We start from the raw sequence: 21,768 nt of genomic DNA on the forward strand, positions 1-21,768 counted from the left end.
CATGTCAGTGCCCCGCTGCATACTGGCGCCCATGCAGATCACGGAGTACACACTCAAACGGGCCTGGCACCAGATAGCCACGGGCTCTGACCTGCTCGACGACGCGATGCTCCCGCCCATCGCCACCTCACCCGGCCCCTACGCACAGCGCGCAGGTGACGGGGGTGGCCTCTTCCTGGTCCTGGAGGAAGACGGCACGGTGCGCGGGCACCACGGCTACCGGGAGTTATTCGCTACCCGGGACCTCGACCAGGTGCTGTACATGGTTGCCGAGGAAGCGGTAGCTCAGCTCGCCGAGCACATCGTGGCCCACTCCCCCGGCCGCGGGCCGGTCACCAACCTCGTCACCGGGCAGGCACAGATGCTGGAGCAGATCAACCCCGCCTGGGCCAGGAGATTTAGCAGCGGCGGTCTGGATGGCACGCCCCCGGCGCAGCCCTGCGGACGCGACCCTCTGGAGCGACTCGCCTGGATCGCCGATTCCTGGCGCGACCAGGACCCCTACACACACCTTGCCTTCTTTCGCGGCGAGGGCATCAGTGCCGAACAGATCGCCCTGCTCCACGGCGCCGATCCCGAACAGACCGCCGCCGGGACCTGCCTGTCGGACCTGCACGGGATGGACGGCGACGGCCGCGACTCCTGGGAAGCCGACTGGCAGACCGTCTGCTTCGGGCAGGCAGGCGACTGGGTGTTCCTGATGTACCACGAGATGCCGCCCGGCATCGGAGACAACAGTGTGGCGCTGTCCCGGCTCGGAGTCACCGAGACCGTGCGCCTGAGCGCCACCGCCGCGAAGGCCATCTACACCCTCGACTACACACGCGACGGCCGTCGCGTCGACGACGACTGGGGGGTCCTGGAACTGATCTGGTACCGGCGGGGCCGCGCCCCCTACTACCGGGGCGGCCAGCTCGACTTCCTCAACCAGGCCATCCGCCGCGCCGAACTGGACCACCCCGAACTGACCAGCGAGTTCGAACTGTACTTCCACGCGCTGGATGACGCACTCAACCTGCACCTGCCCCAGCAGGACATCCAGCAGGGCACGGTCCGGGCCGCGCAGTGGGCACGCGGCAACCCGGGGCAAGGCTGACAGCCAAGGCCAGGGCTGCCCTCTTCAGGGCCCGACCGTACGAGTCAGCAGCCCAAGTGGCGCTCCCGGCGGTGCAGTACCGGCTTCACGGCGCCACCGCCGGACCCCCCGCGTCGCCTCCACACCGCTCACCACCGCTGCGGGTGGCTACCTCTGCTTCGTTGCCTCCTTCCCCAAAGGGGAAAGTCACCGAACGCGTCCGCTTTACTGCCGTGGCTGCCGTCATGACGTGCCCGCCCACGGCTCACCAGTCCCCATATGCCCCTCCACACCAGCCGGGCCGCGGCTCGTCTTGAGCAGCCGGACGACCACCAAGCGCGGCACCCGTCGGCGCTGATGCCGATGGGCGCCGCCGCGGCGGGCAGCGCCTCCAGCTGCGCTGGGCGTACGAGGGCGTGATCTTCGGGCCATCCGGTGTCGCCCACTCGCCTGCCGCGGCGGGCGCTCTGCCGGTGCTCTCCGCACGCGACTGCACCCTTTGGACTACTGCGTTTCGACCCCATGGAAGACGATCTTGCGGCACCGCCGCGAGAGGCAGCAGCCCACGCAGATAACAATCTCCCTTCACACGCTGGTCTTCCCGCGGCACCGACGCGAACACGTCCGCCACCAACCTTGCCAACTTGCCCCGAACACACATCGCTTCGAGTGCGTCCACACACCCACCATGCCCCTGATCAGGACCGACCGAAGGACCTCACGGAGCCCTATCAGGCGAACCAGTCGGGGTGGCGCTTGCGGAGATCGGCCATGGCGGCGACGAAGGCATTGAGGGCATCGCGCATCAGCTTCCCGTGGAACGCCTCGAACACTGCCTCCTGAGCGCCGAAGCGGACCGTGGTGGTGACCACTTCGGTCTCCCCTCCCCACCCCGCCTGGTCGTTGCTGCCCGACCAGGTATCCCACCGGCTCGTGGAGGACACCGAGAGCGACGACAACTCCCGATAGGGCACCCGCAGCAGGTGTGTCGCGTCGAGCACGCACAGATGTGTGCTCGTATAGGCCACCGCCCATCGCGGGTCCACGATGCGGCCCGTCTTGACGTGACCGATCAGACGCTCCCAGCCTACGAGTTGGCACCGTTCCCGCAGATTGACGAATCTGCGCCCCACGGGCGTGCCCTCGTCGATGAGGGCGACCCGCTGCTCCCGCAGCAGTCGGTTCAACGCGACCTCGAAGTCGGCGGGTTCGGCAAGGTGGTGCAGGATGTGGGCGTCTACCTGCTGCTTGTCGTAGCCGATACCGCTCTTGCCCGACACCTCGGAGAAGAAAGGCGACCGGACCGGCTTGGTCCGCCGAGGGTCCGACACGAGGTCGATGACCTCCTTGAGGTGGTTCATGACCGCGCCGATGTCGTACCCGGAACCCTTCACCGGGTCGAATGGGTAGTCCGTCGAGGGCGCGACCACGACCGGCTCCGCGGCGGCCGCGGCGACCGGTTCGACTGCGGCGGGACGACTCGGTCTGGGCCCCGCCGGATTGAAGGCGACGACAAGGTCACCGATCGCGCTGTTGACGCTGAGGGTCGGCGTCTGGTCGGGCAGGATCCGCGTGACCCGGTCGCAGACGTCCCGGTAGAACTCCTCGGCGCCGACGCGACCGTCGCCGTCACGGTCGCCCGTGCCGTGGCGCAGCGACTTCACCACGGCCGAGGTGAAGACCGACGGCTTGGCCCCGTCGCGGCTGCGCTCACCGTCCTCGTAGCTGTACTGCAGCGAGGTCGAGGAGGTGATGATGAAGCGGCCGCGGCCGCCGAGGTTGCCCGCCACATCGATGGCATGTTCGCCCGCACGCGTGCGCATGCCCTTCACGAACGCGCCGCTGTAGCAGCAGTCGAGGAGCAGAATGATCTGTTGCGACGCGCTCTGCTCCATGCGGTCGTTGAGGAAGTCGGCGTCGACCGAGCTTGCTTCGAGCGTGTCGACCTCCGTGTCCCGAGCGGCGAAGTGCAGCCGGCCCCGAGAGTCCTTGCGGCCGTGGCAGGAGAGGTGGAGCAGCAGAAGGTCCTCGGGAGCCGCCGCGCTGAAGAAGCGCTGCACGCCCCGGGCCACTTCGTCGCGCGTCCGGTCCTTGAGGATGTCGACCTCGAAGCCCCCGATCGCCCCGTCACTCAGTACCTCGGAGAGGGCCACCGCGTCCGCGTTCGCCCCGGGCAGATGCTCCAGCCGCGGATCGTCGTAGCGCGAGGTCGTCACGACGAGAGCCCGCCTAGCCATGGTCGCCGGACTCTGCCGACCGAGCCGCGTCTCGGTCCCGCTCGACAGATGTGAAGAAGTGCTCGATCGCCTCGCGCTGTTCGGCGCGTCCGGTGGAGGTGAGCCGTAGTTCGTGCTCGCCCAGCTTCATCTCGATGGAGCCGGAGTTGCGGCGCCGCAGCCAGTCCTGAAGCAGCCCGACCAATGACCGCACCAGTGTCGGCGCGGTCCGCAGGACGATCACGAGCGCGGCGGCCTCCCATGCCTCGGCCGACCGGGTGCCCACCGGCGCCGGACCTGCCGACAGCGGCGTGACGCGATGCAGTGCGAGCCCCGCCAGCTCTGCCATCAGCGCGGCCGTTTCGGCTTCTGCCATGCGCATCCCAGTCGACTCGTCGTGCCAGAGTCGAATGGTCGCCTCGGCGAGATCCCCGTGACTGTCCATGTCCCGGCCCCCTTTATGGCAGTGCTCGAAGTGCAAGAAGGGTGACAGAGTGGCATGAACGGGCCCATCATCGGGGCGGTTTCATGGATACTCGCAGACCGTGTGCCGAAGTCGCCTGCGGGCCGCAGCAGCGCGACCCCGCTCACCAGTTGGCGTCTTGCCGCACCCGGCGCCGCGACGTCGATCCTCACCGGTCCACCACCCTCTGCCACTTTCGTTGGATGCGAGAAAACCGCATCAGACGCGAGTCGACGGGCGGTCCGTTGGTCAGTCAGTCGTACGAGTGACACCGGCTGGCGATCAGGCACCGTGAGTCACTACCGTCGCTGGCGTCTCCCCAGCCCAACATCGCTGGTCACGCAGGGGCATCCCGCACCAGGCGGCAGCCAATCTCAAACCGTCACGAGTCCGCACCCGATGCAATCGGCGGCCGGAGTCCCCCGCGCCGGCCGGATCTTCGGCGCACGTGAGGATGCCACGCACCGTTAACACCCGACGCGGCCCGGGAACTACCACCAGAGGGGCCGTGCGAAGCCCGGTCCTCGCGGGAGGGGGCCGGTGCCGGCCACCGCCTCCGCTTGCCGACCGGAATCGGTTGCCCGCGCGGCGTACAACCGGCGTGCACCCCTTCACGCCCCAGGTGCGGCCAGTGGCCTGGTCGGCACGGATGCCGACCTGGTCGACGAAGATCCCCTCACCGTCCTGGGCCTTCGCCGTCGCATCGATCGTCGGCCAGATCTTCTCCCGCCAGATGCGGACCGCTTCCGCGTCCTGCTCGACGGCCCGCTTGTCCGGACGCCTTGGCGACCTTGTCGTTGTTGGTGATCACACGGTAGTCCGCGTACACACCCACGCCGTGGGTTCATACCCTGCTTCCTCGCCGCCCGAGGTGGCAAGGACTTGAACGAGCTGGCCCGTCCACCAGCCCGGGAAGGTGGTGGCGATCACGCTCCCTCGGGGGCGGCGCGGCGGCATTTACTACTTGGCCGCCAGTACATCCCAAGACTCCACATCCAGGAGCTGGCTGCGCGGGTGGCCGAGCCCAGCGCCCATGTCAGTGCCTCACCGTAGATTCCCGGCCATGGGTATCTACTTGGTCAGTATCGGCTCCGAGGACTGGGACGACGAAGAAGTCCTCAAACCCACCGCCCGCGCCCTCACCACCGAACTGAGACGCCTCAAGCTGCCGCCGCTCACACCCCCGCCACCCCACGCCTTCGTCCCTGGATCGGGCACCACATTCGAAGAGAAGCTCAACCGCCCCATGGACAGCTTCAGCGCCCTGTGCCGCGCTCAGCCCGACGGCCAGGATCGCAGCGACGCACTCCTCGGCTGGGACCTGCTCCTGCCGATCACCCTTCCCGAGCCCATCGAACTGCGTGTCCCTTCGCCTCACGGCGACATCACGATCGCCCATTCCGCCGCCACCGTCCTTGCCGCCGCTCAGACGCTGGCCCGACAACTGGCACTTCCCCCGCAGACGCCGGCGTACTGCGACAACCTCAACCTCACCAACTGGTTCGACAGCCCCGAGGCCCAGCGAGCAGCCGAAACGCACCCGGGCCCCTGGCAGGACAACCTCGACGCCGCCTTCTACACAGCGATGTACCTCCGCGCCGCCGAACACAGCCTGCGCAACGCATGTCCCCTCCACTACAGCTGACCACCCCGAAACACAGTCCCAGGATGCAGCGAGCACCACCTCGCCCAGGCCGTCGCGTGCGAGCTGTGCGGGGCGGGTACGGATCATGTCCCGCGAAGTGGTGTAGTCAGCCGGGTTTGTTTGGTTCCGCCTGTCCCGGCTCGTCCGGGGCTGTCCGGCCTCGTTCGGGGCGGGGCAGAAGGCAGGTTTCGGCGGGGCAGTCGGGCACAGCAGCCTCTTCCGGTGGAGCCCGGCAGTAAGTCACGCCATCTCCTCACGGCCGCTCTCGTCACTGTAAAGGTCAGCCAGTCCTGACAATGGGGGGTTTCCCCCATCGTGGGCGGGACTGTGGCTGAGTAAAGTCGCAATGACTGATCACCGATCCAACTCGCTCCATACGGGGAACTTCATGCGACACCTACAGACGCGCGTCCTTGCACCAGTGGCTTTGGCTGCTCTCACCGTCGGCGGGCTCTCCGCCTGCTCGGCCCTCGACCAGAAGACCTTCGAGGACGATGCCGAGGTGCCCCAGAAAATCACCTCGATCCGTCTCGACAGCGGGAACGGCGGGGTGAAGGTGGACGCGTCGGCGGACATCTCAACGGCCTCCGTGCACCGAAAGGTCAACTACCGTGGTGACAAGCCCAGTGGCACGTCCTTCAGCGTCGAGAACGGCGTCCTGACGCTCTCCGGCTGCGGCAAGAACTGCGGCGTCGACTACGTCGTCAAGGTGCCCGCCGGTCTTCCGGTGACGGGAGGCACGTCCAACGGCAGCCTCACGCTGACCGATGTCGGCACGGTCGACGTGCACACAAGCAACGGCGAGATCGCAGTGAACAGCGCGAGGGGCCCTGTGAAGCTGAGCACGTCCAACGGTGACGTCAACGTCAAGGACGCCAAGGGCGGCGACATCGACACGCAGACGTCGAACGGCGAGGTGACGATCCAGACGGCCACCCCACAGAACATCAAGGCCCGCACGACCAGCGGCAGCCTCACGATCACGGCCCCGCCCGCCAAGTACCAGATCTCAGCGACCAACTCCCACGGCGACAAGAAGGTGGCGTTCAAGAACGACCCGTCGGGCAAGTACCGCTTGGATCTGTCGACAACGAACGGTGACCTGACTGTGGAGTCGGCAGGCTAGTGACCTTCTTGAGAGCGGCCAGCGCCGCGTTGCGCGCGGTGCGGACCGGGATGCCGTGCCGGTTGAGCTTCTGTGTCATGCCGTGCGTTGAGATCGGCTTGCCCGGGACCATGCCGGGGAAGAGCCACTGAGGGCCGGGGTGGACTCGCGAGGGCTGCGGCCGTAGCTGAGGCTGTTCGGCGAGGCGGCGGAGGAGCTCGGCGAGCCGTGGTGGTAGCAGGACGGGGTGGCGGCCCAGGATCAAGTGGGCGTGCCTGTCGTCGAACTTGAGGTGCTCGGGCGTCAGTGGCAAAGGGTGCGGTCCTTTCGAGGGAGGGTGGGGATCACGCGCCGAGGACGTATCTGTCCTGGTGGGGGGGGCCTGATGGACGCGTTCGTGTTCGTGGGCGACCTGGAAGGCCCAGTAGGCGGTGAAGTCGCCTTTACTCAACACGGCACGGAGTTTCAGGACTGCCTCGGCGCCGTGCAGGCCCCAGCCAGCCACCAGTACCCGCCGGAACACCGTGCGGGCGGTCCAGGGCGTTTATCCGACGTTCATGGCGTATGGAGTGTTGAGCGATGGGCTGACCGCGGTCGACGTGACCGACACCACCAGCGGACAATTCATCGTGTACAGGAGAGACACATGCCCTCTGTCAGACGCGCAGCCATCGTCATCGCCTCGTTGAGCATGGCCCTCGTCGGGACCACTGCCACCGCCCAGGCGACGCCCAAGACCAAGGCCGGCTCCCACTGCGTCGCCAACGTCACTACGCACAAGACCACGTGCTACGACAGCTTTCGCGACGTGATCGCCGCAGCGACCGGCGGCCGGGTCACCGACGCTCCGGCGACCCCGGAGCAGGCCGCGAAGGACAAGAAGTTCCTCGCCGAACTCAACGCCCCGGCCACCTCCCCTGCCGGCGCTCGGACCGCCGGCGCCGTGAACAAGGTCGTGGGCGCCATCCTCTACGAAGACTGGAACTACGGCGGCGCGTCCCTCACGCTGACGATCCCCGCACCGTGCGAGAACGACGGGCAGTGGGACTGGCAGTATGACACCCTCGACGACTGGAACGACAGTGTCAGCTCCCTGATCCCCGCGAACAACTGCTGGGTCGCGCTGTCCTCGGACATCTACCACAGCGGCACGCAGCAGGAGTACCACACCGCCACGCCCTACGTCGGCGACGCGATGAACGACCGAGCCAGCTCGGTCAGCCTCCTGTAGCGCGCGCCGAGCCCCGGCGCCGGGGCCATCACCGACCTGGAGATGTCGAAGCGGATGCGCTGAGCTGCCGGCGTGGTCCAGCCGGACCGCGGCGGCGTGGATCCGGTCGCCGCTCCAGGTCGGACGCTCGGGCCCGCTCCGGCGAGATCCGCTCACGCCGACGTGCGGCCCGGTGCCCAGCGGCCGGGTGCCGGGCCGGTCGGGCCGGTCGGCGGGCGGCTACCTGAGCTCGTACGAGGGCTCGCGCCGATACTCCGTGTCAGCGTCGTCCCAGGCCCCTGTCGGCGAGCCACCCGACCACATCCACGTTGCTACAGGCGGCGCGGGACCGGCATACGGGCTCTCCCCCGTGCGGCGCGTACCGGGGCGGTGGCGCTGGGAAGGTGGCGGGGCGACGGGTCGGCCAGGCCTCTCCCTGCTCGCCGAGCCGTTCCCGGAGCAGGGGCCGCCGCTTCCAGGACCCTGCTCGACATCGTCGGCAACTGACCAGCTGGCGAACTCATTAGAGGCAGTCATAGACGCCATGACAGCATGCGGCCATGCGATCCGATGTCACGCTCCGCCCCCTTGACCGGACTCTCCTCGCGGAATTGCTGCATGCCGCAGTCGAGGATGCCGATCCGCTTGAGGTGATGCCGCCCGTGGAGGAGCCAGGTGGATGGACGCCGGAGCGTCGGTCGGCATTCGTGCGCTTCCACGAGTCACGCTCGCTGGCGACAGACCCGGTAGAGACCACTTTTGCCATCGCCGCTTCACGGCGGGTTGTTGGAGCAGCACGGCTGTGCCCCGTGGACAAGCAGGCCGGGGCAGCGGAGGTCGGGGTGTGGATCGGACGGTCTCACCGAGGCGTTGGCGTGGGCGGTGCCGTGCTGGAGTTCCTTTTGAAGCAGGCTCGCACGGAGGGATTCACCTCTGTCTATGTGAGCACGACGCCGGACAACACCGCGGTGCAGACCCTCATGGCCCGTATCGGTGTGCATCTCGTCCCCGATGGTGAGGAACTCACGGCGTGCGTGAATCTCGCAGCTGACGATCAGTAACTACTTGCTCCAGGCATGCTCAGTTCGTGCCGCATCCGCCTTTGTGCCGGTGGTGGCGTGCCGCGCCGCCCCCCCCAGCGGGAGGATCGAGATCGTCGGCTGTACGCGGGTATGGCCCGTTGCGGGGCCGCATGCGTAGGGGCGGGGATCGTCAGCCACAATGGCGGGTCAAGAAAAGAACGATCATGGGGGACGGATGTCAAGGCTGCGCCCAACGGTGCTGATCGGTGCGGTAGTGCTCGCGCTCGTGGCTGCCGGACTGGTCTGGGGCGTGTGGCTGCGGGACGAGGGCGGGGACGACCTCGCCGACCGCTGCCAAGGCACACTCGCGGTGGAGGAGGCACGGGCGTACTTCGGCGCAGGAGAGCTCAAAGCACGCGGTCACACCGGTGACTGGGCCGGCCACGAGTCCCAGTGGTGCTCGGTGTGGCCCAAGGGCGACGACACCGGATCGGTTCTGCGCCTCCAGATCCGTCCCCGGGCCGCCTACCGGGCCAACGGCGCAGGTGACGAGGCGTCCGCGACGCCGATCGGGCACGGCTGGAACGGATCCTTCACCGACCGGCACGAGCCGCAGGCAGCCGTACTGGTCGACTGCGCGCCCCTTGCCGGCAAGGGCCTGTACGTCACGGCCGAGACGACCAAGCCCACCAAGGAGCTCTCGGCCGCTCAGCTCCTCCAAGTCGCCCGCCTCGCCACCGAGACGGCACGCAAGGCGGCAGGCCACTTCTCCTGCGAGGGCAAGCTGGGCGAACGCCCCGCGAGCGTCGACCGCACGGACTGGGCCCAGCGGCCCGTCGCACAGGCGACAGGCACCTGCGCCGGCGTCGTGGACGCCCGCGAGGCCGCCCATCTGACGGTCACGACCGTCTCCGAGAAGCCCGCCGGACGCGCGCTCACCGAACAGTGCTCGCTCAAGCGGGGCAAGCTGGGACTTTTCCACATGACCGCGTACTACGGCCCGTCAGCCGAGCAGGAGATGTACCTCGACGGCCGCTACCCCGGCACCGCGAAGGACGCCTCTACGCGGTCGGTGGCGTGCAAAGGCGCCATCGGGACCGCGTACTTCAAGCTCGTACGCACCAACGACCGCGCCCCGGACGGAACCTCCGGAGCACACGGCACGAGTGACCCGGCCGCGCTCAACCACCTGCTGGAGTCCTTCGCCACCGCGTCAGCCCACCGGCACGGCTGCCCCGCCACCTGACCGGGGCACACAGATGTGCTGCCGCAGAGACCCCGATCGCTGCCGAGCGCCCCGGCCCCGGAGCGACCCGGTAGGCGCTGGGGTGTCATCCAGGACATCGACCGCTCCTGCGGCGGCACTCTCGACGTGCAGCCGACGGCGATCACCGAGGCTGACCGCAGGCCACCCCGCCTTCACGACCAACCCCTCCAGCCGCCCAACTGCCCTGCGACGACCAGGACGACCGCCCTGCAGCCTGACTGCGGAGCCATGGCGGGCGCTGACGTCACAGCCGACCGAGGGCCGCTCATCCACTACGCTGCAGCCTCGTGACGCTACTTTCCGTGTCGAACGGGCGGCTTCGCACCGTTCAACTGGCAGGCGACGCGGCCGCCGCCCTCTTGCGCTCAGAGGGCTACCTGCCGCTGCCAGGCCTGCTGACCACAACAGGCCTGTCCGTGCTGCGTGAGGACGCGGAGCGCCTGGAACAGGCCGCCCGACGCCGGGACTTCACCATGGCAAGCATGGGCGGCTCTCCACGGCACATGACGACCCTCGGCGGCCACGACATCGCCAAGGCGTCAAACCTCGTCCCCGAGTTGTACGCCGACCCGGAGCTCCTGGCGCTCATCTCCGGACTGATCGGGCAGAGGCCGCTCCCGGTGCCCGACCAGGTGGAACGGCACGTGCTGAACATCCTCCACCGCGAGGGCGACACCCACGGCGCGCACACCGACGACTACCCCTACGCCCTCGTGATCTTCCTGGAGGCGCCGTCCTCGCCGGAGGACGGCGGGCTGCTGGAGTACGTCTGTGACGCCGCCTCCCTGCGGGACCTCACCGCCGGCCCCGCGCGCACCGCCCACCACCGCGCCGGCGACGCATACCTGCTGCGCAGCGACACCACCGCGCACCGCGTCACCCCGCTCACCCGCGCCGGAGTGCGGCGTACCGTCCTCAACTTCGCCTACACCACGCCTGGTGCCGTCCCGCAGACGACGACGTCGGCGCGCCGCCTGTACGCCTGACGTCCACGGGCCGGCCCGACCGCCCGAGTTCCGCGGCAACCCCGGCCCGCGTCATCCGGCCGTGCACGCGACAGAATCCGCCAATCCCGCACGGTGAGTGATGTTCCGGCGTTTTCCGGAGAACCTCCAGGGCACTGCTCGGCAAGGGACCTTGTCAGACGACGCCCGTGCCCGGTTCGCCAGCGACATCGATCCATGAGGAGCATCGTGGTGCGCCACGCCGAGGTCGCCGTTGTCGGCGCGGGGATGTTCGGTTCCGCGGCGGCCAAGTACCTCAGCCGCGCGGGCGCGGACACCGTCGTGATCGGTCCCGCAGATCCCGCGTACCGGACGACCGTCCGGCTGCCGGAGTTCGGCGCCCATCAGGACGAGTCCCGGATCGCCCGCTGTCTGGGCTGGGATCGGTTCTGGGGCACCGTGGACACGCGCTCGACCGCCCGGTACCGGGACATCGAGGCCGAGTCCGGCATCAGCTTCTTCCACGAGTGCGGTTCTCTCGCGCTGGCGGCGAACTCGCTCGGTGACCACACCCGGGACATGCTCAGCACCGGGCGGGAGGACGGCGTCGTGGTGGAGCGGCTCTCGGACGCGGAGGTGCGAGGGGAGTTCCCCGAACTGTGCCCGCCCCCGATCGCCGGCGGTGTCGACGCCCTCCTGGAGCGCAAGAACGCCGGCTACATCAATCCGCGGCGACTGGTGAGGTCCCAGCTGGAGCTGGCGGCGACAGCGGGGGCACGGCTGCTCCGGGGATCTGTGACCTCCGTAGGCAGGGACGAGAAGACCGGCCTGTGGTGCGTACGCGGGGAAGGCGCCGCCGGCGGCCCCTTCTGCGTCGGCGCCGAGAAAGTCCTCGTCGCGGCAGGTGCGCTGATCAACCACAACGACGCTCTCCCCCAAGGCCGCCAGCTCGACCTGCAGGTCTTCACCGAGCCCAACCTGCTGTTCGAGGTCGACGCGCCCCAGCGCGAACGTCTGCGGGACCTCCCCACGGTCGTCACCATCGACCCGACCGACTCGGGCGACGACAACATGTCGGCCTATCTGCTGCCGCCGGTCCAGTACCCCGACGGCAGGTGGTACTTGAGGATCGGACCAGCGATGCAGCCCCTCGTCGAGGAACTGCGGGCGGCACAGGAGATCCTCGCATGGTGCACGCGGCAGACCATCACGCCGCGACAATCCCAATTCCTCCTGCGGATGACACGCATGCTGCTCCCCCACCTGGAACCGGTCTCCGTCCGCGAGGCGTGCTGCGTCGTCGACAAAACCCCCTCCCGCTACCCCTACCTCGGTCACCTGGACGACGGCCTGTCCGTGGCCGTCGGTGGCAACGGCCACGGAGCCCGCGGATCCGACGAGATCGGCCGGCTCGCCTCGACCGTCGTACTGGGCGAACCCTGGGACTTCCCCCTCCCGCAGAAGACGTTCGCTCCCGCCGCCGCGCCCATGGCACAGCCGGACCGCCCCTCCTACCTGAAGCCGCCCTTCGGCCTGTGCTGACGAGTCCCGGCAGGCCACGGCAGCCGTCGCGGGGTCGCGGGGCGGGCGCCACGGCGCCGTACTGGCAGCGACCTCGGTGGTGCTCGCCGCCGGGCGGGTCCCGGGGCCGACCTGGGTGGCGGCCACCGTGGGTGCGTTCGTCGCGTGTGCGGCCATAGCCGGGAAAAGGGTCGTGAAAACTCTGGGAACACGGCTGGCCGAGCCCGTCGAACGAGTCGTACGCCGGTCCGCCGCGAGGAACGCGCTCCTCGGCCCACGGGTACCCACGAGCGGCAGCGACACTCGCGGACATCGAAATCGGCCCCGGAGAGCCGCTGCTCGCTCTGCTCCGGCGCGCACGGCCGCCGAGTCGACCGACGGCCCTCCTCACCCGCAGCCAGCACTCCCCGCGGGCCTCCTACGGCGAACAGTGCCTCGCCGACCAAGGCGACGCGACCGGAGCCGTGGAGTGGAACTCCCTGGCTGACAGGCATACTTCGCCCGGCTCGCTCGCTACGGCAACTACCGAGGAACACCACGGACGTTGGCGATCCTCGCGGCGCTGCTGGTAGCGCAGAGCAGCACTCGGGCGCTAGCTGGACGCTAAACATTCTGTTCAGCGTCCGTAGGGAGACATCACTCCTCGGGCAGTTCCACGATCACCAATGTGCCCCGGCTCCCGGGACGGACCGTGTGGGCAGCTCCTGCCGCCACCATGAACAGCTCGCCCGCCCGCACCGACACCGGCGTGCCGTCCACCTCCAGCTCCAGCCGGCCGTCGAGGACCAGCAGAGCCTCGGCGGCCCCATGGCTCTCCTCCTCGACCGGCAACTCATTCATGCGCAGTACCTTCACGCAGGCCGCCCCCACCATGCCCAGCTTGCGAGAACTCCACGCCTCCGGCAGACCGGCCGCCGTCTCCGCAAGGTCGACCGCACTCATGACACACCCCTCCTCACGGACCCGGCCGGTCATGCCGAAAGGGCCCGCACATAAAGATCAATGGATGCCTTGAAAACTACCTGACCAGGGAAAACAACTGGTCGACCGTTCGGTAAAACCTGTCGCCGGGGCCAGACCGAAGCCAGCCCCCGGCCCCCGGCCCCCACCAGAGGCTCATCCATGACCCGGTCAACGATCCGAGATGAACCACTAGCATCCCCACCCCCGCACCCGGGGCCGACAGATTCAAACGCAAGCCGTACAGCCCGGAGATCATGCGCTCGATGGCCCCGCGGAAAACCCAGGCCGCTGCCGTGTGGCTCACCGCGTCGGGCGATCATCGGGCGGATGCCGCCTGCCCACCGCAGACGACAGTACCTGTCGTGGCCGTAAGCGCGGTCGGCGAACAGCGTGTCGAGGCGGCGCCCGGGGGCGTCCGACCGTACCCGGCCGGGATCTTGTCGAGCAGGGGCAGCAACTACGTGACATCGTTGCGGTTTCCGCCGGTCACCGCATCGGCGACACCCTCGGGCTCGCGGAAGCCACCATCAGCGCGAGGACCGAAGGCTCACCTGTCCCGGTGGTTTGACCTCGGTCATGCATGGCGGGCGCGGCGGTCGAGCAGAACACCTCCTTGTGGAGATCTGGCTGTTGAACCATCTGTCCACCGCCTCCCTCACCCTGATCACGGTCGGCGGCATCGTCGCCCTGGCATTGACAGGCAGCCTGCTGACCTACCGTTTACATCCCGCAATCGCCGAGGGCGAACACAACGACATGATCGGCGCGGGACTTGGCATGTTCGCTGCCATTTACGGGATCATCCTGGCCTTCGTCGTCGTCACCCTGTGGACCCAGGCGGACGAAGCCGAGATGGTCGTCGCCAATGAGTCGGCCCACCTGGCGCAGATGGTCCGCGACTCCCAGGCCTTCCCGCCCGCCCAGCGCGCCGACATGGAGCACGCCGTCAGCGACTACGCTCACGCCGTGGCGGAGGTGCAGTGGCCCCTCATGCGAAAGGGCCGCCCCAAGTACGGCGCCACAGAACGAGCCATGGAAGACATGTTCGCCACGCTGAACTCATTCGAGCCGAAGACAGAGCGCCAGAAGGCTTTCTACCGCGAGACCATCAGCGACATCAACAAGGTCGTCGCTGAGCGCCGGGCCCGGATCACCAAAGCCCAGCAGTCGCTGCCGGAACTGTTCAAGATATTGGCGTACGGAGGCGCGCTCGTGATCATCCCGCTCACGTTCCTGTACGGCAACAAGAGCCGACGAGTACGGCTGCTGTTCGTCGGCTCGGTCGCCGCGCTCGTCGGCTTCACCCTGCTGCTCGTCCTCGTGCTCGACCACCCGTTTTCCGGGGACATCAGCGTGCAGCCGGACGCGTTCAAGGAAGGCGTGCTGGCAAAGTTCTGGTGATCGGCCGGCTGCGGGTGAGGTCCGGTTGACCGCTGCAAAGGATGGACAGGGGCTACTGATCCATCCGGGGCGGTGTCGGGCCCACCCCCCGCCTGGATCCGTATGGCAGCTCACTGCGGCCCGACGCGCGTCAACGAACGCGCCGGCACCTCGCAAGGGGGCTCGGTACTCGCTGTGACTTCGCCTTCATGAGCGGGCGTTGCGCGCCGGCCCCGTGACAGAGTCTTCCTCATGCAGATATCCAGGTACAGATACGTTGTCGCAGGCCTCCTCCTGAGCGCCGCCCTGGCCCTGACTGCCTGCGGCCAGCAGCGCACCGGCCCCACAGCGGCTGGCTCCGCCCTCTCGCCCTCGCCCACGGGCTCCCCCGTCGGCCCCGGGCGCGGAAACGTGGAACCCGACTCCCACGATGGAGCCCCGCACTACCGCGAGAACAACGGCTTCAAGATCCCCAAGGACATGTCCCCCAACAGCGAAAAGATCGCCAGGGCCGAGGCCGATCGCATCGAACCCGTACTCAAGCGCCTCTGGGACGACAAAGTCTGGGACCCGACGCGCGTGCGAGCAGCGCTGCTCCAGCTCGGCTACCGCAGCGAAGGCCCCGACAGCGAGCAGGGCCGTGGAACGCTCGTCGTGCAGGATATGGGCGAACGGCTCGGACTCACCGACACTCACCCCGTCAGGCCCGAGGGCGCCCGCATCGCCCTGCGAGTCCGCAACGACGCCTGCGTCACCGCGTTCACGCAGCCCACCAACTACCTAGTCAAGGTCAACGGCCCGTTCCTGGAGAGCGGCTGCTTCGAGCCACGCGGCGGTCACTGAGCACCGGGACGACGTGGGGGCGGGTGAGCCCCCAGCCCGGGTCACCCTGCGGGCCCCGCGACTTCCCGGAGAACTCCGAACTGTCGTGGCTGTGCAAGATCCACCAGGACTCTGGTGGCCATGAAGCTGATGCTGCGCATGGGCTACGTGTGCCAGCACTGCCAGCGCGAGCGCACCCGCCCTCGTCAGTGGCTCCCCGCCGTACCGGCACCGGCGGGACGTGCAGTCCCCCGAGCCGGGGCGACCTCCGGTGACTGGCCGGACGCTGAGCGAACCCTACTGGGAGTTGACCCGCAGGCTCTGCTTGGCCAGTTCGTAGGCCGGGAGCATTTCCTTGTGCTCGTTGGTGTCCATGCCGCCCAGGTGCAGGACCACCGCGCCGCTCGAGGTGATGACGGCCAGGGCGTGCTCCTGCTTCGACTCGTCGAGGAGCTTGCTGTACGTCTCGTACTGCGGGGCAAGCTGGAACCGCTGAGCGGGAAGCTCGTGAGGCTGACGGGCCGCGGATGGCTGCGTAAACTGCCCGACGGTCGGTTCACCACCCGCCGGTGAACCGGCACGCTGCCGTCCGGAGCGGTGCTGATGAAACTCCTTAATCGGCCGTCTGCCGGGCCGCTGGGCACCCTGCTGCCAGGCGAGCACACCAGAGCACGTCAAGTGCCCAACTCCTGTCATCCGTTCACTCTCTTTTGATGGCAAATGAACGCTTCAGGCTTAGATTGACACTTTGGTCCATTCTGTTCCAGGTGGAGTATGACAGTGTCATGCTGACGTCAACGACCGCTACGCACCAACTCACCTGACTCCTCAGGCAGCTGCACCCCTCGGCCCAGCCCCCGCCCGGCCGCAGCAGGCCCAAGTCGAGCCGTCACACGGTTATTGGCCCGTCGCGTCGTTGTCCGTACCACTGCGGATTCCCAGGGGGCTGCTGGTCCCCGCCGACACGGTGCGGACACGGAAAGGGGACACTCTGATGTCTTCCATCCTGCCCAGCGGCTTACCGCTCCACAGGCTCGGCCGCCGACTGAACGCCCTGCTCTCCGTCCTCGCGCTGCCGAACGGGAGAACACGATTGAACCGGCGAGGGGCCCAGCTCCACACCGGACAACTGAACGCGCTGCACCGGTCGCAGACCACGGGCCGCAACTTCGCGGCGCTGGTGATGGCACTGCTCCTGGCGGCGGCCTCCGCTCTCGCACTGCCGACGGCCATGGCGTCCGCCGCGCCGGTGACGGCGGCCCTGGCTCCGGGGCTGACGTTGGCGAAGTCGGCGTCGCCGACCACGGTCTCGGCCGTGGGTGAAACGGTGACGTACTCCTACGTGGTGACCAACACCGGCGACGAGCCCTTGACCAATGTGACGGTCACGGACACGCTGACGGCCCCCGCAGGCCCGCCAGTTTCCGTCACCTGCCCACAATCCACGCTGGCCGCAGGCGAGTCCATCACCTGCACATCCTCCCCCTACACGGTCACGCAGGCGGACGTGGACGCAGGCCAAATCAGCAACACCGCGGTCGCGGAAGGCACACCTCCCTCCGGCACGCCGGTCCAATCGCCGCCGTCCACGGTGACGGTGCCAGTAACGGCGACTGCGGGAATCACGGTGGCGAAGTCGGCGACGCCGACCACGGTCTCGGCCGCCGGTGAAACGGTGACGTACTCCTACGTGGTGACCAACACCGGCAACGCGTCCCTGACCAATGTGACGGTCACGGACACGCTGACGGCCCCCGCAGGCCCGCCAGTTTCCGTCACCTGCCCACAATCCACGCTGGCCGCAGGCGAGTCCATCACCTGCGCATCCTCCCCCTACACGGTCACGCAAGCAGACGTGGACGCGGGACAGATCAGCAACACCGCGGTCGCGATGGGCACACCCCCGTCGGGCACGCCGGTCACCTCACCGCCGTCCACCGCGACAGTGACGGTAACGGTGGTGACCCCGTCTCCGACCGTCACCGCCGTCAGCCCGACCTCCGGGCCCACCGCGGGCGGCACCATCGTCACCATCACCGGCACCGACCTGACCGGCGCCACCTCCGTCACCTTCGGACCCGGCAACCCGGCCACCGCCGTGTCCTGCTCGGCGACCTCCTGCACCGCCACCTCGCCCGCGCACGCCGCCGGCACCGTCGACGTGCAGGTCACCACCCCCGCCGGCACCAGCGCGACCAGCGGCGCCGACCAGTTCACCTACCTCACCCCCAACGCCGACCTCGCGTCCGCCGTCACCGACTCGGCCGACCCGGTCTCCTTGGGCGACCCCCTCACCTACACCCAGACCGTCACCAACAACGGCCCGGCCACCGCAACGTCGACCACCTCCGCACTGACCCTGTCCGGCTCCTCCGCCACGATCGTGTCCGCGACTAGTTCCCAGGGCTCGTGCACTATCAGCGCGCCGACGGTCAACTGCACCCTCGGTACCCTGGCAGGCGCCGCATCGGCGACGGTCACTGTGGTGGTCGAACCGCAGGCGACCGGTACCGTCACCGCCACCGGCGCCACCACCTCGGCCGTGGCCGACTCCACCCCGGGCAACAACTCCGACGTCGAGACCACCACGGTCAACAACGGCCACGGCTGCACGATCACCGGGACCAGCGGCAACGACACACTCAACGGCACCAATGGGGCCGACGTGATCTGTGGCCTCGGTGGCGACGACATCATCAAGGCCGACAACGGCGACGACATCGTCTACGCCGGGCCCGGCAACGACACCGTCTACGGCGGCAACGGCGCCGACACCCTGTACGGCGAAGCCGGCAACGACAACCTCGACGGACAGAACGGCAACGACACCCTCGTCGACACCTCCGGCACCGACACCCTGATCGGCAACCTCGGCAACGACAGCATCAACGTCCAGGACGGCACCGGCGGCGACACCGCCAACGGCGGCTCGGGCACCGACACCTGCACCGCCGACCCCACGGACACCACCACCAGCTGCTGACCAACGACAACACAACAACAAAGGGGCCGCCAGCGAACGCGGGCGGCCCCCGTGCATCCCCCCCATCGCGTGACACCAGCCCCCCAGCACCCCAGCCGCCTGCCGCCGTACACCAGCCGACGTCGCACCTTCCTGGCTTGGCCGTGTCCTGGTGTCCTGCGCCAGAGATCCGTTGGCAGAAGCGGGCGAGGGAGCCGAGGATTTCCTCGGCCGTCTTGGTCACGATGAACGGTTTGGGGTTGGTGTCCCACTCCTTGACCTGGTGCGGATGTCGGCTTAGAGAGTTTGCACGTTGTGGTGTGTGCCGCGGCGGATGTTCTGATCCGTGAGGAGGCCGGACCACCGCTCGCCCTGTGATCAAGCCCAGCCTTCACGAACGCTTCCCGCCGGGCATCGTGATCCACCACACTCATGGCAACGGCCTTCGTCCTGGTCACGCGCACCCCATGGTCGGAGCATCCGATCAGGTATGAAGGCCGCCCTCACGTCCGCTGAACTGCGGAAACGCCTCTCAAGTTCGAGTCACGTTCGACGCCGGGCGACATACCGCGCCGCAGGACCCGCATGTCCTCTACGGGCCCGTCCGCGCTCTTCGGCACGGTAGTGGCCTCTCCTCTTCGCCAGCCAGGGCCGACGGCGCGGTATGGCCCCCGCGGCAGCGGCGAGTTCCCCTCCGCGCCTGGCCTGCGAATGCTCGGCCTTGAACGGAATGCGACACCGTATTCGTAGGCACGGCCGCGCACCGGCGCCTTCGAAGCCGAGGCGGAGGGCGGCCTGGACGCCGTCGCCGTCACGTGACCGGACTTCGCTCCGCTGCTCCACGCGACCGTCGAAGGAACGCCGCCGCACCGCGAGCCGCTGCAGATCAGCGCCTGGTCGCACCAACGGCAGTGGTCGATCCGCGGTACGGAGTCGTTTCACGGCGTGGCCCTCATCGACGGCGAGACGGACGACCTGGCCCAGGTCGCTCGGGCCGTCCGGGCGTGGTGCGATGGGGTGGCCCTGGGGGACATCTGACAGGCGGCGCCCTTCGTGCACCTGACCGGCCGGTTCGAAGTCCCCGACAACGATCCCCCGCGCTCGACCGCCGCGGAAGTTCCGCCGATGAGTTTGCGGCGGCTGCACGGTCTACCCGTCGACGAAAGGAGCACACCATGCGCAAGATCATTGTTTGCACGTTTCTGACGCTCGACGGCGTCATGCAGGCGCCGGGCGGTCCGGACGAGGACGCTGAGAGCGGGTTCAAGCACGGCGGCTGGCAGAAACCGGTGGCCGACGACGAGGTCGGCACGGCGATTGCCGGTTGGTACGAGCACTCCGACGCGATGCTGCTCGGCCGCAAGACGTACGAGATCTTCGCGTCGTACTGGCCGACCGCCGATCCCGAGAACCCGTTCACCGATCGGATGAACGGCATGCACAAGTACGTGGCGTCCCGGACCCTGACGTCCGTCGAGTGGCAGAACTCCACGCTGCTGGAGGGCGACATCGTCGATGCCGTGCGCAAGCTGAAGGCGTCCGACGGCGGCAACATCAACGTCGTCGGCAGCGGAGACCTCGCCCAGACCCTCATGCAGCACGGCCTCGTCGACGAGTACCGGCTGACCATCCACCCGGTGATCATCGGCACCGGCAAGCGGCTGTTCGCCGACGGAACGATCCCCACTGCGCTGGAGCCAGTCAGCGTCTCGACGACGAAGGGCGGCACCATCGTCGGCGTCTACCGGACAAACGGTAAGCCCAGCTACGACAGCTACTAGTGTCATGCGCTGCGGGAGTGCCGCCGATGGCGACCGGCGGAACTCTCGCAGCGCAGCACGAGTGCTCCACGTCGCCCGTGCTGGCGGCCACCAGCACACTCCGGATCACCCCCAGCGCTGGAAGACGGGCTCGAACGCCCCTCCTCCCGCGCCGCCTTGAGCAAGCGGGCCTCCCACTCCTTCGCCCGCGAGCGGCGACCTCCTCCTCGCCCGGCGCCCCCGGCTCCCGCCGCCATTCAGCGACCATCCGCTCCGCCCGCCACAGCGACAACAGCTCGGACTCGATCTCGGTCTCGATCTCGGCGTGCAGACGGGCATGCACCGACAACTCCTGGACCAACCACACCTCCCGTCGCCCCTCCGACGGCGGCAGACCAGCCGGTACAGGCGGCTCCCCCACCAACCGGTTCACCACCTCGCGACCGTGATCAACCCCGGCACCGCTGTCCGCCCCTCGCCTGCTCGGACAGGCCACGGGTCACATGCGCCGCCAGGGCCTCCCTGGGTGCTGTTTCTCGGCGGTGAGTTCGGTGATGCGGAAAGCGCGTTCACCGCGGGAACTGTGGGGGGTGTCGAAACATGGCCCTTCGCCCCATGGCGGGCACGGAGCTGGGCCAGCGAATGACGCCAGCGGAGGGGTCCGCTGGCGGCAAGTCCTACTAGTGGTCGTCGGCGGCCTCGGGGCCGGTGCCCAGCGGGCGGCGGCCACTGCGCGCGGGGCCGGCCGGAGGCTGAACGGGGCTCCTGGGGCCAGCGGGCGCGCGCTCGACTGTGGTGCGGCGCTCGTCCGTGCGGGACTGCTCGTGGTCGGTGCGGGGTCCGGTGCCCAGCGGGCGGCGCGTGGTGCTCACGGGGTGGAGTCTTCCAGGGGCTCGGGGCTCAGCACGCCCCGTTTCCGGAGATCGTCGACGTCGGGGAGGTGGGCCTGGCCCAGGGGGCCGGTGTCCAGATCGGCCTGGGTTGCGTGCACGCGGTGGCGGGGCTCGGCGGGCGGCACCGGCGGCTGCGGTGTCTGCGGGCCGGTGCCGAGGGGGCGACGGGTGGAGGTCACGGCGGGAGTATTCCACCTGGGCTTTTGCCCACCAATTCGAACACGCGGCCCAATGTCATCATGGCGACTTTTCCCCTCCCCCATGATCTCGCGACAGACCAGGTGGCGCGGTACGACGCGTACCGGCGGCTGACCGATCCCGCGCCGGACGGGACCGCGGCCGCCCGGCGGAGCCTTGAGCGGCTGGCTGTCCTGATCGCCGCCCATCCGTACTGGGACCCGGACGGTCCCTCGGCCGCGGCCCGGACGGCCCTGCACGAGCAGGCGCGGCGGGAGGCGCAGCCGTGACCTGACGGGACAACGGACGGCCGTTGACGGGCTTAATTTGTTTGCCGCCGGCC

The 21,768-nt window shown here is 68.6% G+C and carries 20 protein-coding genes and 3 pseudogenes; 14 read left to right on the forward strand and 9 right to left on the reverse strand.

Annotated elements, in window-relative coordinates:
- The first annotated feature begins 31 nt into the window (after positions 1–31).
- Together OG965_RS02660 and OG965_RS02665 are read left to right on the forward strand one after the other, a co-directional pair.
- Positions 32–1,096, forward strand: a complete 1,065-nt coding sequence (locus OG965_RS02660; RefSeq protein WP_371656827.1) for a hypothetical protein — start codon at positions 32–34, stop codon at positions 1,094–1,096.
- A gap of 258 nt (positions 1,097–1,354) precedes the next feature.
- The gene (locus OG965_RS02665) at positions 1,355–1,495 is read left to right on the forward strand and encodes a hypothetical protein (RefSeq protein ID WP_371657185.1); all 141 of its coding nucleotides are present in this window, start codon (positions 1,355–1,357) and stop codon (positions 1,493–1,495) included.
- Positions 1,496–1,571: 76 nt separating this feature from the next.
- Here OG965_RS02665 and OG965_RS02670 read toward each other — a convergent pair.
- The 4 genes and pseudogenes from OG965_RS02670 to OG965_RS02685 all read right to left on the reverse strand — a co-directional run.
- A pseudogene (locus tag OG965_RS02670) lies at positions 1,572–1,754 on the reverse strand (IS701 family transposase); the annotation flags it as partial.
- A 52-nt stretch (positions 1,755–1,806) separates the two neighbouring features.
- Positions 1,807–3,312, reverse strand: coding sequence for a caspase domain-containing protein (locus OG965_RS02675; protein WP_371648703.1), 1,506 nt, complete (start codon positions 3,310–3,312; stop codon positions 1,807–1,809).
- A complete protein-coding gene (locus OG965_RS02680; protein WP_371648706.1) occupies positions 3,305–3,736 on the reverse strand; it encodes a hypothetical protein in 432 nt (143 codons plus the stop codon). The genes OG965_RS02675 and OG965_RS02680 overlap by 8 nt, the downstream gene beginning before the upstream one ends.
- Before the next feature lie 588 nt (positions 3,737–4,324).
- Positions 4,325–4,537, reverse strand: a pseudogene (locus tag OG965_RS02685) (IS630 family transposase); the annotation flags it as partial.
- Positions 4,538–4,817: 280 nt separating this feature from the next.
- Here OG965_RS02685 and OG965_RS02690 point away from each other — a divergent pair.
- The 7 genes from OG965_RS02690 (at position 4,818) to OG965_RS02720 (ending at position 12,489) form a co-directional block, all read left to right on the forward strand.
- Positions 4,818–5,399, forward strand: coding sequence for a hypothetical protein (locus tag OG965_RS02690; protein ID WP_371648710.1), 582 nt, complete (start codon positions 4,818–4,820; stop codon positions 5,397–5,399).
- 421 nt (positions 5,400–5,820) lie between these two features.
- Positions 5,821–6,525 (forward strand): DUF4097 domain-containing protein, encoded by a 705-nt coding sequence (locus OG965_RS02695; RefSeq protein WP_371648713.1) that lies wholly within the window; start codon positions 5,821–5,823, stop codon positions 6,523–6,525.
- A 625-nt stretch (positions 6,526–7,150) separates the two neighbouring features.
- Entirely contained in the window at positions 7,151–7,735 is a 585-nt protein-coding gene (locus OG965_RS02700; protein WP_371648715.1) for a hypothetical protein, read from the forward strand.
- Positions 7,736–8,274: 539 nt separating this feature from the next.
- Positions 8,275–8,775: a GNAT family N-acetyltransferase gene (locus OG965_RS02705; protein ID WP_371648717.1), complete on the forward strand. Its 501-nt coding sequence runs from the start codon at positions 8,275–8,277 to the stop codon at positions 8,773–8,775.
- A gap of 196 nt (positions 8,776–8,971) precedes the next feature.
- Complete coding sequence (locus OG965_RS02710; RefSeq protein ID WP_371648719.1) at positions 8,972–9,982, forward strand: hypothetical protein; 1,011 nt, start codon at positions 8,972–8,974, stop codon at positions 9,980–9,982.
- Between the two features lie 308 nt (positions 9,983–10,290).
- A complete protein-coding gene (locus tag OG965_RS02715; RefSeq protein WP_371648720.1) occupies positions 10,291–10,989 on the forward strand; it encodes a hypothetical protein in 699 nt (232 codons plus the stop codon).
- Between the two features lie 195 nt (positions 10,990–11,184).
- Entirely contained in the window at positions 11,185–12,489 is a 1,305-nt protein-coding gene (locus OG965_RS02720) for an NAD(P)/FAD-dependent oxidoreductase (protein WP_371648721.1), read from the forward strand.
- A gap of 615 nt (positions 12,490–13,104) precedes the next feature.
- Here OG965_RS02720 and OG965_RS02725 read toward each other — a convergent pair.
- Positions 13,105–13,410 carry a cupin domain-containing protein gene (locus OG965_RS02725; RefSeq protein WP_371648722.1) on the reverse strand — a complete coding sequence of 102 codons (306 nt, stop codon included), beginning with the start codon at positions 13,408–13,410 and terminating at the stop codon, positions 13,105–13,107.
- 290 nt (positions 13,411–13,700) lie between these two features.
- Positions 13,701–13,933 (reverse strand): annotated as a pseudogene (locus OG965_RS02730) (transposase); the annotation flags it as partial.
- Between the two features lie 113 nt (positions 13,934–14,046).
- On the opposite strand from OG965_RS02730, the gene OG965_RS02735 reads away from it, so the two are divergent.
- On the forward strand, positions 14,047–14,832 hold the full coding sequence (locus OG965_RS02735; RefSeq protein WP_371648724.1) for a DUF4239 domain-containing protein: 786 nt from the start codon (positions 14,047–14,049) through the stop codon (positions 14,830–14,832).
- 231 nt (positions 14,833–15,063) lie between these two features.
- Entirely contained in the window at positions 15,064–15,654 is a 591-nt protein-coding gene (locus OG965_RS02740) for a hypothetical protein (RefSeq protein ID WP_371648726.1), read from the forward strand.
- A gap of 276 nt (positions 15,655–15,930) precedes the next feature.
- On the opposite strand, the gene OG965_RS02745 is transcribed toward OG965_RS02740, so the two are convergent.
- Positions 15,931–16,311, reverse strand: coding sequence for a lipoprotein (locus tag OG965_RS02745; RefSeq protein WP_371648727.1), 381 nt, complete (start codon positions 16,309–16,311; stop codon positions 15,931–15,933).
- A 316-nt stretch (positions 16,312–16,627) separates the two neighbouring features.
- Between OG965_RS02745 and OG965_RS02750 the strand changes: the two genes are divergently transcribed.
- Positions 16,628–18,616, forward strand: a complete 1,989-nt coding sequence (locus OG965_RS02750) for an IPT/TIG domain-containing protein (RefSeq protein ID WP_371648729.1) — start codon at positions 16,628–16,630, stop codon at positions 18,614–18,616.
- 1,154 nt (positions 18,617–19,770) lie between these two features.
- Entirely contained in the window at positions 19,771–20,376 is a 606-nt protein-coding gene (locus OG965_RS02755; RefSeq protein WP_371648731.1) for a dihydrofolate reductase family protein, read from the forward strand.
- Between the two features lie 659 nt (positions 20,377–21,035).
- Here OG965_RS02755 and OG965_RS02760 read toward each other — a convergent pair.
- Complete coding sequence (locus OG965_RS02760; RefSeq protein WP_371648733.1) at positions 21,036–21,227, reverse strand: hypothetical protein; 192 nt, start codon at positions 21,225–21,227, stop codon at positions 21,036–21,038.
- On the reverse strand, positions 21,224–21,427 hold the full coding sequence (locus tag OG965_RS02765; protein ID WP_371648734.1) for a hypothetical protein: 204 nt from the start codon (positions 21,425–21,427) through the stop codon (positions 21,224–21,226). Before OG965_RS02765 ends, OG965_RS02760 begins: the two co-directional genes overlap by 4 nt.
- Positions 21,428–21,487: 60 nt before the next feature.
- Here OG965_RS02765 and OG965_RS02770 point away from each other — a divergent pair, with 60 nt between their 5' ends.
- Positions 21,488–21,715: a hypothetical protein gene (locus OG965_RS02770; protein ID WP_371648736.1), complete on the forward strand. Its 228-nt coding sequence runs from the start codon at positions 21,488–21,490 to the stop codon at positions 21,713–21,715.
- The last annotated feature ends 53 nt before the right edge of the window (positions 21,716–21,768 follow it).

The organism is Streptomyces sp. NBC_00224, from assembly GCF_041435195.1.
Lineage (GTDB): Bacteria > Actinomycetota > Actinomycetes > Streptomycetales > Streptomycetaceae > Streptomyces.